Source organism: Actinomyces sp. HMSC065F11 (assembly GCF_001813085.1).
In the GTDB taxonomy this organism is placed as follows: domain Bacteria; phylum Actinomycetota; class Actinomycetes; order Actinomycetales; family Actinomycetaceae; genus Gleimia; species Gleimia europaea.
Window position 1 is genome coordinate 260,041 of the sequence record NZ_KV811465.1, and the last position, 14,234, is coordinate 274,274.

At 55.7% G+C, this 14,234-nt stretch carries 13 protein-coding genes; all 13 read right to left on the minus strand.

Annotation, left to right across the window (positions count from 1 at the left end):
* Positions 1–2: 2 nt before the first annotated feature.
* The 13 genes from HMPREF2891_RS02130 to HMPREF2891_RS02190 all read right to left on the minus strand — a co-directional run bounded on the left by HMPREF2891_RS02130 (position 3) and on the right by HMPREF2891_RS02190 (position 14,215).
* Positions 3–1,229, minus strand: a complete 1,227-nt coding sequence (locus HMPREF2891_RS02130; RefSeq protein WP_070663732.1) for an FtsW/RodA/SpoVE family cell cycle protein — start codon at positions 1,227–1,229, stop codon at positions 3–5.
* A complete protein-coding gene (gene murD / locus HMPREF2891_RS02135) occupies positions 1,222–2,721 on the minus strand; it encodes a UDP-N-acetylmuramoyl-L-alanine--D-glutamate ligase (RefSeq protein WP_070663733.1) in 1,500 nt (499 codons plus the stop codon). Before murD ends, HMPREF2891_RS02130 begins: the two co-directional genes overlap by 8 nt.
* Entirely contained in the window at positions 2,703–3,791 is a 1,089-nt protein-coding gene (gene mraY, locus HMPREF2891_RS02140; RefSeq protein ID WP_070663734.1) for a phospho-N-acetylmuramoyl-pentapeptide-transferase, read from the minus strand. Before mraY ends, murD begins: the two co-directional genes overlap by 19 nt.
* Before the next feature lie 21 nt (positions 3,792–3,812).
* Complete coding sequence (murF, locus tag HMPREF2891_RS02145; protein ID WP_070663735.1) at positions 3,813–5,192, minus strand: UDP-N-acetylmuramoyl-tripeptide--D-alanyl-D-alanine ligase; 1,380 nt, start codon at positions 5,190–5,192, stop codon at positions 3,813–3,815.
* Positions 5,193–5,235: 43 nt separating this feature from the next.
* Positions 5,236–6,855 (minus strand): UDP-N-acetylmuramoyl-L-alanyl-D-glutamate--2,6-diaminopimelate ligase, encoded by a 1,620-nt coding sequence (locus HMPREF2891_RS02150; RefSeq protein WP_070663736.1) that lies wholly within the window; start codon positions 6,853–6,855, stop codon positions 5,236–5,238.
* A gap of 7 nt (positions 6,856–6,862) precedes the next feature.
* Complete coding sequence (locus HMPREF2891_RS02155; protein WP_070663737.1) at positions 6,863–8,617, minus strand: peptidoglycan D,D-transpeptidase FtsI family protein; 1,755 nt, start codon at positions 8,615–8,617, stop codon at positions 6,863–6,865.
* A 12-nt stretch (positions 8,618–8,629) separates the two neighbouring features.
* Positions 8,630–9,019: a cell division protein FtsL gene (locus HMPREF2891_RS02160; RefSeq protein WP_034510357.1), complete on the minus strand. Its 390-nt coding sequence runs from the start codon at positions 9,017–9,019 to the stop codon at positions 8,630–8,632.
* Positions 9,016–10,014 carry a 16S rRNA (cytosine(1402)-N(4))-methyltransferase RsmH gene (gene rsmH, locus HMPREF2891_RS02165; RefSeq protein ID WP_083311199.1) on the minus strand — a complete coding sequence of 333 codons (999 nt, stop codon included), beginning with the start codon at positions 10,012–10,014 and terminating at the stop codon, positions 9,016–9,018. Before rsmH ends, HMPREF2891_RS02160 begins: the two co-directional genes overlap by 4 nt.
* 97 nt (positions 10,015–10,111) lie before the next feature.
* Positions 10,112–10,543 carry a division/cell wall cluster transcriptional repressor MraZ gene (mraZ, locus tag HMPREF2891_RS02170; protein ID WP_034510360.1) on the minus strand — a complete coding sequence of 144 codons (432 nt, stop codon included), beginning with the start codon at positions 10,541–10,543 and terminating at the stop codon, positions 10,112–10,114.
* Positions 10,544–10,807: 264 nt separating this feature from the next.
* Positions 10,808–11,425 (minus strand): response regulator transcription factor, encoded by a 618-nt coding sequence (locus HMPREF2891_RS02175; protein ID WP_070663739.1) that lies wholly within the window; start codon positions 11,423–11,425, stop codon positions 10,808–10,810.
* A 2-nt stretch (positions 11,426–11,427) separates the two neighbouring features.
* Positions 11,428–12,534 carry a sensor histidine kinase gene (locus HMPREF2891_RS02180; protein WP_070663740.1) on the minus strand — a complete coding sequence of 369 codons (1,107 nt, stop codon included), beginning with the start codon at positions 12,532–12,534 and terminating at the stop codon, positions 11,428–11,430.
* The gene (locus HMPREF2891_RS02185) at positions 12,531–13,316 is read right to left on the minus strand and encodes an ABC transporter permease (RefSeq protein ID WP_070663741.1); all 786 of its coding nucleotides are present in this window, start codon (positions 13,314–13,316) and stop codon (positions 12,531–12,533) included. Before HMPREF2891_RS02185 ends, HMPREF2891_RS02180 begins: the two co-directional genes overlap by 4 nt.
* The gene (locus tag HMPREF2891_RS02190) at positions 13,313–14,215 is read right to left on the minus strand and encodes an ABC transporter ATP-binding protein (RefSeq protein ID WP_070663742.1); all 903 of its coding nucleotides are present in this window, start codon (positions 14,213–14,215) and stop codon (positions 13,313–13,315) included. The genes HMPREF2891_RS02185 and HMPREF2891_RS02190 overlap by 4 nt, the downstream gene beginning before the upstream one ends.
* Between the last annotated feature and the right edge of the window lie 19 nt (positions 14,216–14,234).

The following is a 14,234-nucleotide window of genomic DNA, read 5'->3' on the forward strand; positions in this document are numbered from 1 at the left end:
ACCTACTTTTTCGAAGGCCTGCGAAATAGCGTACGCAAACCAAACGCCTTTTCCATACCCGAATCTTTTCGAGCAAAGCTCAATACTATTCCCAGGCCAGCACAAGTGGCCACAAACGCCGAACCGCCCGTTGAAATCAGAGGTAGCGGAACACCAATCACGGGCAAAACCGCCACCACTGCACCCATGTTAATGATTGCCTGCGCCCCGATCCACATGGTTACACCGCCCGACACAATGCGCGAAAAATCATCGGAGTGGTACAGCGACAGGCGCGTGAGGCCATAGATCAGCACTGCAAACGTGACAACAACGAACACCGTGCCAATCAAGCCAAGTTCTTCACCCAAAATCGCAAAGATAAAGTCCGTGTGGGCCTCGGCCAGATAGTTCCATTTCTCTTTCGAAGCACCGGGCCCTACACCGGTTAGACCGCCCGATCCTAGAGCCCACAACGCGTGGTCAATCTGTTCGGGTGCCGCGGGATTAGGAGGCTGCCTAAACCCCGGTATAACGGAAATAACGCGTTGCAAGCGCGACTGGTTCTGAAACACTGCAAATGCGGCAACCGGGATAAAAGCGAGTACCGCAATACCAAACCACTTACCGGGTACACGTGCAGCAGCTAGAGCTCCCGCGGCCAGTGCCACCACGACTAGAGCTGTACCGAGGTCATGACCCGCCATAATGCCACCCAGGCCAACCGCGAGGGGCAAACCCACATTTACCGCGATGTGCGTAAAATTCGTGCGATCCAGATTCAGCCTGATAATGACCCAGCCAATAAACAGTGCCATCCCGACCTTTAACGCTTCTGATGGCTGGATTAGAAAGGATATGCCGGGGATCATGATCCAGTTAGTGTTACCACCGGATTCTACGCCCAGAGGGGTGACAACCAAGAACTGCAGTATTAAGGTCGCTATAAACACCCAGGGAGCAGCGCGATACCAAAACCGGTTTGGTAGCCTCATAGCCACGACCAGGGTGAATACCCCAAACGCCATGATTAGAAGATTGCGAAGGTAGGCAGTATATGGATTCTCTCCCTGCGATATGACACGCACGGTTGAGGCAGAAAACACCATCACGAAACCTATCGCGATGAGGCAAATGACCGGCACCAAAATCAGGTAATACGTGGTGACCGGAGAAGGCTCAGCGCGGCTTCCCGTTCCAAATTGGAGCTTCGGGATGCTTCTGGCGCGGGTCTTCAGCTTTTCAATCACCGGGTAGCTCCTGCGGGGTTTGCCACGCCTCGTCCAAACGTGCAACGGCCTCGCGGAACACGTCACCGCGTTCGGCGTAGCTATTGAATTGGTCCCACGACGCAGCGGCAGGAGCTAATACAACCGTGTCTCCAGGCCGCGACAAAGCCACGGCCTCATTGACCACGGAATACATCCAATCTTCATGCCCATCCACAACCACGTGCGGAATTTGCGGCGCAACGTCAGTAAGCGCACTCGTGATTGGCGTAGGGTCAGCACCTATCACCACCACGCCGCGCAATGCCGGCGCAACAGCCTTCACCAGGGAGTGGAAGTCCTGGCCCTTAGCGTCCCCTCCGGCGATCCAAATGACTGTTCCCGGGGCGAAACCTGACAGGGACGCGGCAGCCGCGTGCGCATTAGTAGCCTTCGAATCATCAATCCAAATCATGTCGGCAACCTCGCCAATCACTTGGCGCCGGTGCCCGGCCGGATGGAATGCACGCAGCCCCGCAACCACAGCACTAGAATCAATGTCCTTCTTCGAATACGCGCCGTAGGCTCGAGCAAGCGCGATTGCGGCCAAAGTGTCTTTGATGATCGCAGCAGAAGGGGATGGACCCGCGAAGTGAGCCACGTCGGCGAGCGTGGCAAGAGCCGCTGCCTGCGTATGCCGGTTAGCTACAAAAGCACGGTCAACGATGAGCACCTCATCCTCATCTTGGGCAAGGCCGATCTGGGACACCGCCGGAACGTCAAGAGCGTAGCCAATTGCTCGTGCCCCTTCGGTCACATCAGCCTGCATCACCATGTTCTCGACAACTAAATCTGCCGCGTCATACACACATGCCACGCGCGTGTTCTCATACACTCGCGCCTTCGCCTTCGCATACTCCTCAACCGTTCCATGCCAATCCAGATGATCAGCATCCACGTTCAGGCAGACAGACGCTACGGGCTCCACTGATTGCGTGGAATATAGCTGGAAGCTAGAAAGCTCAACAGCCAGCACGTCCACGTCCTCGTTCATCACAACGCTGACGATCGGCATGCCAACGTTGCCAACCACGCGTACACGCTCAGAAGCCGCCTCTAAAATCGCACCTAAAAGACCAACCGTGGTGGTCTTGCCGTTGGTGCCAGTCACGGTGAGCCAAGCGATGTCTTTACCGAGGTGCTGCTGGATCTGCCAGGCGAGTTCAACCTCGCTCCACACCGGTAAGTTCAGATTCCGCGCCGCTTGAAACACTGGAGAATGCGGGGCAACTCCGGGAGATACCACCACTAGGCCGAAATCATCCGCCAGAGCGCTAGCCTGTTCTGCCTCACCACCAATAACGAACTGCTGGTTACCCGATTCAAATGACGCAAACCCTTCGGGCGCCTTCAAGTCGAAGCCAACCGCCCGCACCCCAAGCTGACCTAAAGCATCCATAACCGCGCGGCCCGTAGTTCCCAGGCCGATCACCGCGACTTTAGACTCAAGCCAGCTCACAGTCCAGCCACCCATTCCGCGTAGAACAGCGACAGCCCAAGCACGGCAAACAAGCCTGCAATAATCCAGAATCGAATTACGATCGTGATTTCTTTCCAACCCAAAAGTTCAAAATGGTGGTGAAGCGGCGCCATTCGGAACACGCGCTTACCCGTCATCTTGAATACGCCAATCTGGATCACGTCAGACATCACGATAATCATGAATAGTCCGCCAATAATGATCGCCAGAAACTCCGTTTGGGTAAGAATCGACATTCCCGCAAACGCGCCACCCAGAGCGAGCGAGCCGGTGTCACCCATAAAAATCTGTGCCGGGGCTGCATTCCACCAGAGGAATCCAAACGCCGCGCCCACTATCGCCGCGGAAGCTACAGCGAGCCCCAGAGAATCCCTCACCTCATAACACAAGGCGGCGTTCGCAACCGTTACCGCACAGGATTGGTAGTACTGCCATATCGCGATCACGGTGTACGCGCCAAAAACAAACATCGATGAGCCCGTTGCCAGGCCATCAAGACCATCCGTTAAGTTCACCGCATTAGACCAAGCGGCCACGAGGAAATTCGCCCACAAAATAAACAGGATCACGCCTAGCGCCGTGCCGGCGAAAGCTAAGTTTGCCCAATCCAGATCGCGCACGACCGAAATCTTCATCGAGGCGGGAGTATTGCCCCTGGCATCAGGGAAGCTAAGCGCTAATCCGGCAAAAACCGTGCCGACGGCCAATTGTCCCAGGATCTTTGCCGCCGGATTCAAACCAAGTGAACGGTGTCTCTTAATCTTGATGAAATCATCCAAAAAGCCAACGATGCCAAGTCCAACAAACAAAAACATGAGCAGGCTAGAAGATAAGTCCGGCAACCGCCCAATCGAAATATGCCCTACCAGCCAGCCAATCAGCGAAGCAGCAATTATCACGACACCGCCCATAGTTGGCGTGCCGCGCTTCGTAAAGTGCTGGGTTGGCCCGTCCTGACGGATGAACTGCCCGTACTCTTTACGAATCAGCAGCTTAATAAAAGCTTTGGTGCCGAACAGCGCGATGACCAACGATACGGCCGTCGCAACGACAATGGCTACCACGTTTAAGCCCTCCGGTCCTAACTACGCTAAAAACTCGTCGGCGATTTTCCAGACCCCCGAACCATTCGATCCCTTCAAGAATACGAAGTCTCCCGCTTGAACCAAATCGCGCAACTTAGCTCCCGCCTCTTCCGCACTCTCAAAGTGATAAATGTCGGCCTTTCCAACAAGCGGCTCGCCAATTGGTTGAGCACCCTCACCAACCGTGATCAGCACATCCACGCGGGCCTCATCAGCCAGGCGCCCTACCTCCCGGTGCAGAGACGTTGAACTTTTCCCCAGCTCAAGCATCACGCCAAGCACAGCGATGCGCCGCGCCCCATTTTCTCCCAGCTTTCCAAGCACCTCCAGGCCCGCCTTCATCGAATCCGGATTCGCATTATACGAATCGTCGATTATCGTAATGCCGCGTGTGTGCGTGACACTCATACGGTGCGGGCTCTGCGCGCGTAGCGAATTTAGCGTCTCGACGATCTTTTGCGGATCCAAACCAAGAGTCAGGCAAACGCTGATGGCCGCGAGCGCGTTGGATACCTGATGACGGCCCACAAGGCCGAGCTTTACCTTCTTCAGAACGTCTCCCGCCTCAAGATCGAAGGTAGCGCAAGACGAGTCATCGAGCTTTACGTTAACGGCGCGCACTTCCGCGTCAGACTTACCTGCAGCAGAAAAGAACAAGACCGCGCCCTTGGCTAGCGACTGCATATCGCGAACATTTGGATCGTCGCGATTCAAAATTGCTGTGCCGCCCTTAGCTAGACCCTCAACAAGCTCCGCCTTAGCGTGTGCCAATGCCGGAACCGAGCCGAAACCACCCAGGTGCGCCTTGCCCACCGCAAGCTCAACTGCAATATCTGGAGAGGCAATCTTCGCAAGGTACTGCAAATGTCCCGGCCCGGAAGCCCCCATCTCCAATACCAAATAACGCGTGTTCTCATCCGCTCGAAGAACTGTCAACGGCATGCCAACCTCGTTATTAAACGAAGAAACCGGCGCAACAGTGGGCGCGAACGCGCGCAAAATTCCCGCCGTTAGATCCTTCGTGGTGGTCTTGCCTACAGAGCCGGTGATCCCCACAACGTCGATATCGCCCGCTTCGCGAAGCTTCTTCAGATGGGCCTGCGCCAGCAACCCCAGCGCCTTCGTTGCATCTTTCACCACGATCTTGGTCAGATTCTGCGGCCCCGCGTCCTCTCGCGTCACAATCGCCGCAACAGCGCCACGTTCAACCGCCGAATCAAGGTAATCATGACCATCGGCGTGCTCACCGACACGCGCAATGTACAACGATTCTGGGGTCACCTCACGCGAATCCGTGTACACGCCACCGGAAACGACCGTGTTATCACCAACCAGTCGACCGTCGACGACTTTCGCAATCTCGTCTGCTGAGTACCTCATTCGCCTCTCCATCTAAACGCCGCGACACGTCCTTGTATCAGTATTACTGAAAATCTTCCCACGTTTTGCTGATCATTCGTAACTTTGGCAACGCGGTTGTTGCCGGCTCGCCAGTTCCCAGCGACGAAGTGCGTGAGGAACGCTTCGAAAGAGCGGCTCGCGCCTCCACCCGATCGTCCAATACGTGGGGTTTTTCACCAATCATCTGGATCGTCTCATGTCCGCGGCCCGCGATCAGCACCGTGTCGTCCGGGCTTGCTGCCAGCACGGCCTCGTAAATCGCACTCTTGCGGTCATCACTTTCCCACGCGGCACGGGTCCGACCTGGTGCGCCTTCAAACCCAGCGGCAACCTCAGCGCGAATCTGTGCCGGATCTTCTCCGTAGATGTCGTCATCAGTGAGCACCACAAAATCAGCTGAGGCCAGCGCCACCGCGCCCATTTCCGGCCGCTTACCGCGATCTCGCTCTCCCGTTGCACCAAACAAAATCCACAACGCCCCCGGCGTTACCGGGTCTAGAGCCGCGCACGCGCTCGCAATGGCATCGGCTGTGTGAGCGAAGTCCACGATAACGAGTGGCGCGGACGGTGAGCGTTCCGCCACTACCTCCATACGCCCGGGGACCCCCGGCGTGCGAGCAAGCTCCTCGCACACCCTGGCAGTCTCAAAACCTAAACTGACCAAGATAGCCAGGGCCGTCAGCTCATTTTGCACGTTAATCATTCCCGGCAGTGGGCAATGCAGACGCACATTAGTCTTACCTTCGCGGATCGTCATATCCGTTCCCGCATCCACCTGGTTAAGCGAGTGTGAAATGACGTGCCAATCAGCCTCGGAATTGGTTGAAACCGTCACCGTGGGTATGCGCACCATTTGCGCCAGCCGTTCTCCCCACTCGTCATCTACACAAATCACTGCTCGCTTCGAAAGACAACCGTCAAACAGGCTGGCTTTTGCCTCGAAGTAGCTCTCCATCGTTTTATGGAAATCCAAATGATCGCGCTGCAGATTCAAGAATGCTGAAACGTCAAACTTCATCCCCGCCACGCGGTGCAGACTCAATGCGTGGCTAGAGACCTCCATGACCACGTTCTTTGCGCCGCGCTCTAATGCCCAGGCCAAAACACGATGCAAAACGGGTGCTTCGAGAGACGTGCGTGCAGAAGAAACATGCGTGTCACCGAGGCTCACCCCCACCGTCCCGATCAACAGCGTGGGTCCTGACATCTGCGAAAGCACGTGATGCACAAAGTGTGCAGTTGTGGTCTTACCGTTCGTTCCAGTAATTCCAATAACGCTCATGGACTCGCCGGGATTGCCATAAACTTGGGTCGCCGCCAACCCTGCGAATGCCCGCGGATCTGCTACCTCCAGCAGTGCAAAACCCTCTGTGCCCTCGAGCATAGAAACCCCTGCAGCGTCTGTGACAACTGCGACGACACCCCCCGCAATAGCTTTAGGGGCGAACTCTGCGCCATGACGTTTGAAGCCGGGAATCGCAACGAATAGGTCCCCTGGCTGCACATCCGCCGAATCGAGCGTTACCCCGGTAATCAGCGGATCGGAATCCGCACGGCGGATTGTAGCCCCCAGCGCACTCGCAAGATGCTGCGCGCTGATTCCCCTTACCGAGCTAGGACGTAAATCTTTTAGTTCACTCATAGCAGTCCTAAGGCTTCATCGGGTAAAGCACGGCCTCTTCAGACGAGCCTGGAATACCCAGATTTTGCACCGACTCTGTAACAATTGATTTGAACAACGGGCCCGCAGACTGAGCAGCAAGGATTCCGTACTTTGGCAGGTACAAGATAACCGAAACCGCAATAACCGGCTTATCGGCGGGAACAACACCTGCAACTGTCGTGGCCGTACCAATCGTCAGCCCATTCTCGAAAACCTCGGCACTACCCGTCTTCGCAGCTATGCGATAACCCTCAACGTTAAACGTATAGCCCGTGCCCTCTTCATCGGCCGTCGTTGATTCAAGCATCGTCAAAACCGTCTTAGCCGTATCTGCGTCGAGCGCACGTTCCGGTTCGCGCTGCAAAGCGGCCTCGTAAGTACCGTCCGGACTAGTCCACCCTTCAATCAGGCGGGCAGGCTGATACACACCCCCGTTAGCAAAGGCAGCCATCATTCCAACCTGCTGGAGCTGGGTTACCGCGTAACCTTGCCCAAACATAGTGGTGTAGCGCTGACGTCCATCCCACTGTGACGGCTCTACCAAAATACCGGGAGCCTCCCCCGGCAGACCGATATCAATTGCCTCGCCAAGGTGCATTGCTTTCATAAGCTTATAGCGCTCATCGTCAGTAACCATCGATCCGACACGGACGGTAGCGGTGTTAGAAGATTCCGCAAGGACACCCGTTGCGGTGAGCGTGTAGTCAGGATGCTCGTGTGAATCCTGAAACTCTTGCCCATCTGGCGTTGTGTACTTGTACTGCGACAGCACCGGGGTGACGGGGGTAATTTTTGCTTCGTCAAGGGCAGTGGCAAATGTCAAAATCTTGCCGATAGAGCCGGGCTCCACCGAGTATTGCACGCTCTTAACCGGCTGTGGCTGGTTGGTAATTGGTTTGTTTCCCGATTCGGCCATGGCCAAGATCTTGCCCGTAGAGATCTCTTGAACAATGGCGCTTCCCCACTGGGCCGAATAGGTTTCCACGGCCTTATTTACAATCTCCTCAGTGGAGTGTTGTAGATCCAAACGTAGCGTTGTGTGCACGGTCGCGCCTTGAACAGCTGGTTCCGAGATCGTTTTGCCACCCGGAATGACCTCACCGTATGGGCCATACTCTTGGACCATGCGACCAGGCTGACCCGTTAGCTTAGCGTCCTGCGTGAGTTCAAGACCCGACGAGCCCTTTCCTTCGGCATCGATGGTTCCAATAATCGAGGCTGCGACCGTGTCGTTTGGGTACACGCGCTTGTAGGAAGGCTCCCACTCGATGCCGTAAATCTGTAGTGCACGTACCTTCCGCCAGGTCTCAACGTCAACGTCTTTCTTCAGATAGTGGTACGTGGAGTTGCCAATCAGTTGGCCTCCCACCTCGGCCTCGTCCATCTGCAAAACCGGAGCAAGTTTTTGCGCAACAAAAACGGGGCCCGCCCCAATTTGGGTTCGGTTACCCTCTTCGTCGATGTCCCACACTTTGGTGTTGGCGATATTCACCTGGTTTACCGCAATGTGGTAGGTCTCCACTGTGGTTGCAAACGTGCTTCCATTAGCATCTACGATGTCTCCGCGCCGCGGATCAATCGTTGCCGCATGCATGCGCACCGACCTACCCTGCTCGGCCAGATCAGCTCCTTGACTTATCTGCACATTAATCAGCTGCAGCATAATCGCAACGAAAAAGAAGATAGCGATGCCAAAAAATACACGTGTCGCCGTTTGCGAGCCGGCCTGCGTTTTACTCACCTGGCCTCCTAACTAACGAACGGCTGCGATTCCGCCCTCTACACTACCTTCACTCAGTTTAATGAAACCCGCCTGACCTGCAGGGACCATGCCCTGCGCGTCCGCCGCCTTTTGCAACGCTGCCGGAGATGAGGCCACCTGCAACTTCTGCCGTAGTGTTTGCGTCTCTTCAGTCAGCCGAACAAGCTCCGCACGTGAGTCGCGAATCTCGTAGGCGGTTTGCGCCATTTGGGTAGTGATAAACAGGTTCACAGCAAGTACCGCGATCAACACCAACGCAACTATAGCAATCACGGGGAAAGCAGCTCGCGGACCAGCCTCGGACGCGATAACGCGAAGAGGAGGACGTGATTGCTCGCGCCTTGGCTGAGCCGGCCGCGTTCTTAGAGCGCTCGACGTCATTGGGAGCTCCTTTTATCTTGCTTGTTGTAGGGAGTGTTAAGTTGGACCGCGCGCAAGCGCACCGATTTAGCCCGCGGATTCACCGCAACTTCAGCCTCCGACGCTTGAATCGCCTTCCTCGTAAGAAGTTCCAAAGGAGCTTGCGGCTGTTCACTAGGCCGGATCGGTAACCCCTTTGGCATTTGCAGGGGTGTAGAGCCTTCTTTGAATAGGTGCTTAACGATGCGATCCTCGAGAGATTGGTACGACTCCACCACCAAGCGACCCCCAACGCGCAAAGTCGACAGCGCGGAGGGCAACGCCCGTTCCAAAATCGTGAGCTCATCATTTACAGCTATTCGAAGGGCCTGGAACGTCCGCTTCGCGGGGTGTCCACCCGAGCGCCGCGTTGCCGCCGGAATCGTTTCACGAACCAGCTCCGCTAGTTGCAAAGAGTCCGTAAGCGGCTGCTCCTCGCGTGTCAAGACAATGCGTCGCGCGATCCGGCTGGCAAACCTCTCTTCGCCATAAACTCGCAGGATTCGAGCAAGCTCAGCTTCACTAGCAGACGCGAGCAAATCCGCAGCACTCATTCCGCCGGTTTGATCCATGCGCATATCTAGGGGTGCCCGGCGTGAATACGAGAAACCCCGTTCATCGTCATCGAGCTGAAGGGATGAGACACCCAGATCCATGAACACCGCATCAACCGCTGATAGACCAGCCTGCGCAATGACGCTTTCAATCTGATCATAAGTGGCGAGAAACGGAGTAAAACGAGATCCGAACTGCGCAAGGCGCGCACTGGCCAGCTCAATCGCACGCGGATCTCGGTCAATACCGATAACCGAAGCATTTGGGAAGGCCTTAAGAACCGCCTCGGTATGGCCACCCATACCGAGAGTCCCGTCTACCAGCACACCACCATTGGCCAAAACTGGATCCAGCAATTCAAGAACGTTGGATACGAGAACGGGATCATGTAGCTCACTGATTGCTTCAGGCGAAAGCTCCACGATGCCCCCTCTCATTACGAACTAGTTCAGCCAGGACTCCCACCGCGTCCGCCGCCGGGGAAGTGACTTCGGATTCTCGGTTGGAGACCAGGATGAACTAGAACATTCCCGGAATAATTTCGTCGGCAGTAGACGAGAAGACCTCTTCTTGATTCTCGAGGTACATTGCCCACTGCTCGGCGTCCCAAATCTCCACCCGCGCGCCAGCTCCTATGACAGCTAGATCGCGAGTAAGACCCGCATAGGTGCGAAGGTTCTGCGGGATCGTGATTCGCCCCTGCTTGTCCGGCAACTCGTCTGAAGCGCCCGAGAGCATCACGCGAACGTAATCGCGTGCCTGCTTTGAGCTCAGCGGAGCCTGCCGTAGCTGGTCGAACATGCCTTCAAACTCGGACTTTGGAAACGCGTACAGGCACCTGTCCTGACCTCGCGTTAGCACCAAGCCTTCCAAAAGCTGTTCACGAAACTTTGCGGGCAAGATCACGCGCCCCTTCGGATCTAGCTTTGGCTCATACGTACCTAGGAACACGTTTCACCTCCCCGTCGCTAACCACACCTATTCGGTTATCACCACTTTACCCCACTTCCAACCCCATTGGAACAATATAAGCGCGATTTCCAAATGTTGAACATAAATAAAGCCTGCTAAATAGCCAAAATTAAGTGTGGAGTGAGGTGGAGGGATTTTTGTGTTTTGCGTCAATCTTCGGAACCAGGAGGAGCACCGTGGACGCGAAAATGGGCTGAGAGGAAAACCTCTCAGCCCAAACAGGATGCGTGGTTCGAAGTGGAGCTACAGCCAGCCGCGGTCCCGAGCTATCCTCGACGCCTCGTAACGGTTGTCTGCCCCAACCTTTGCTATAGCCGACGAAATATGGTTTCGCACCGTTCCTTGGCTTAAGCCCAACGCCTCGGCTACATGTTTGATCGACCCACCCGCAAGGGCGGCTCGTAACACGTCTGCCTCCCGCTCCGATAGCGGAGAACGCGGCGTAAACAAGGACTCTTCCGCGAGCGCAGGGTCGATCACGCGCAGACCGCGATGGACGCGCCGCACCGCTTCAGCTAGCTGCGACGATGGCGTGTCTTTGACGATAAATCCGAGGGCCCCAGCTTCAAGAGCTCGCTGTAAGTATCCGGGGCGACCGAACGTAGTGACTATTAGAACCCGCGCAGGCAGGTGAAGTTGCGATACTTTCTCAGCAACTTCAAGGCCAGTTAAGGATTCCTCCCCCATTTCAATATCCAGCACCAGCACGTCCGCTTCCTTGCGGCGCGCGATGTCAAGCGCTTCATTACCCGTTGCAACGTCCGCCACCACCTCAATGTCAGTTTCGAGAGCCAGCAGAGCGGCAAGTGCTCCGCGCACGAGATGCTGGTCGTCTGCGATTACGACACGGATTGCTTCCATCGCTAGTTCCTCCCCGCCATGCGAACTTCAACCGTTGTGCCCTCATCGCCCGTTATAGCGACGCTTCCCCCGGCCTCTTCGACTCTACGCTTCATACTGGAAAGACCGGACCCACCTGCGCCGACTTGCTGAAATCCACGCCCGTTATCACTAACGGTTATGGATGTGGGCGTGACGTTGATGGTGCAGGAAGATGCGTCCGAGTGACGCACCACGTTGGTTACGGCTTCACGAAGCACCCACCCAAAGAGATAGGAGTTCACGCCGGCGACGCGAGCTGACTCTTCTGGAGCCGGAGACTGGACTGCGATGCCTGCAGTTTGCAAAGCCCTTCTTGCAGCTTGCATCTCACCGGCAAAGTCTGGCATTCGGGTGCGAGTTACTGCAGCGCGCACTTCTGCGAGGGCAACTCTTGACAGGCCCGCGATCTCATCCAGGCTCTCTTTTACTACTGCGGTGTTCTCCGGCTGGCGTTCAGCTACCTTCGCCGCAACATCTGCCTTCAGGGAAAGGAGCGTGAGGGTTTGCCCCAGCAGGTCATGCAAGTCGGCTGCTATCTCTTCACGTTCGTGAGCTATCGCAACCTCGGCAGCGAGGGCATCTTGACGCTCAACCTTCTCCGACACAAGCGCGATTGGAAGCATCAGGATTGGCGACAGTAGCGCGTGGCCTAACCACACCATCAAGATCGTTTTACTTGGCGCAAAGAGCAGCGCGAGGACGGTGCACGCCGCCACCAATATTGCTGCCAGCCAAAGCCGCACTGGCCCACGTAGTGTGAATACCGTAATTGCGAACATGTAGGGAAAGAACACGTAGCTGAACAGAGGGCTCACAAAAATACTGAACCCGATTATGGGGATGCAGAGCACCGCCCACCAAAAAGCCACACGCTGACCAACTGGCCCCTCTGGCCAACTACCTAAATACCCGTTGGCAATGGGATACATCAGCGCGAACATGATGAGGAAGACGAATCCGAACGTGCGCTGCGGGCTAGGCATGTTATCCGTGGCTAGCGAGACGATCGAGAAAACTAAGAAGATTAGCCAGACGGAAGCATAAGCACTGTCAGTCCAGCTGAACTTCGCTGCGGCCTTCATTTTCATTGTCTCTCCAAGGTCCTCCTGCGAAGTAGCGCGGTTGCCAAGGCGAACACGGCCGCCCACACCAATATGTTAACTATCCCTACCCACAGATCATGCTGTACAAACCAAGGATCTTGAGAAATGCTTTGTGCCCCATCGGTTAGCCAGTAACGAGACAGTGCAGATGGACCATACATGGGTGTGAACATGCCGATCTTCAACATCGTGGGCGATATCGGGGCGAACATGTTGCCAAAAAACGCTAACGGAACCAATGCAGTAGCAGCGATTGACACGGCTGTTGGAGAACGAAACGCGTATGCGACTGCCGAACCATAGAACGTGAATGGAATGGATGACAGGCATGCAAACACGAAGCCAGTAGCCCAAGCCTTTGCGCTCATTTCAGATCCCGTCAAGAATCCCGTGAGGAACACGGCGGCAACCGGAAGTACGACACTCACCAAGGCGGGCACGATAAGCCCTGCTATCCTCTTCCCTCGAGTAAGTGGAGTGAGGGCGAGCTGGCGAGACCATCCGGTGTTCGATTCCACCACCACGCTGCCAATCTGCCCAACCGCCCCGGTTATTCCACCGTAAACAGCCATTGAGATCATCACGTAAGCCGCGAAGTTTCCGTGCGCCAAGCGTACATCCATGTCTGTCAAGGTGGCGCCAAAAACCAGGTAGAGAACAACGGGTAAGCCGATGCCAAATGCTAATAGCGACCAATCTGAAAGCAGCCTCTTTACGTTGTAAAACACGTACGCACCTGGGCGCGAAGCTACCAAGTTTGCGCTCATTTTCCACTCCTTTCCGTCAGCTCAAAGAACGTGTCTTCAAGCGAAGCTGAACTAATGCGAAGATTCGTTGCCCCAGCATCTAGCAAGCGCCGTGCAACAGCGTCTGAAAGACCCGTTGAGATAGACACCTTCTGCCCCTCCGGGTGAGCACTTAGCACCTCCGGCCATGCACGCACCTGCTCCAAAGTCAAGGCGCCATCAATATGGGCTTCCACCGTGGTGCCGGCAACCAGACCGCGCACCTCATCAACGGTTCCGTCAGCTACGACCTCGCCCTCATTCATAAAGATGACGCGCTTAGCAAAATGTTCCGCTTCTTCGAGGTAGTGCGTAGCGAAGATGATTGTGCGTCCGCGCTTAGCCTGTGACTCCATGGTGGTCCAGAAGTCGCGCCGGGCACGAGGATCCATGCCAGCCGTAGGCTCATCAAGGATTAGGAGGTCAGGAGCTCCCAGTAGGGCCAACGCAAACCGAATGCGCTGCATTTCGCCGCCCGAGCATTTCCCCACCTTGCGTCTAGCAATCTCGGAAAGGTTAGCCTCTTGCAGCACCTGCGCTACCGGAATGTGCTTCGGGAATGCGGCCGCGACCTCACTAACCGTGTCACGCACAGAAACGTTTGGTAAAAGACCACCCGTTTGCATGACGACTCCCACCAGGGATTTCGCAATGGCTTCGCTTGCGGTAAGGCCAAAAAGGCTAGTACTTCCGCTATCCGGCTTGGAAAGTCCAAGAACAGTGTCTATCAGTGTTGTTTTGCCAGCCCCGTTTGGTCCAAGAATCGCAACTATGTCACCACGTTCAATCTCGAACGACACGCCTTTTAGTGCCTGCACGGATTTGAACGATTTGGCAACTGAAGCAACCGAGACCGCGGGAGCATTCGTTTTTGTTTCCATACTCCAACTACACCAGGGA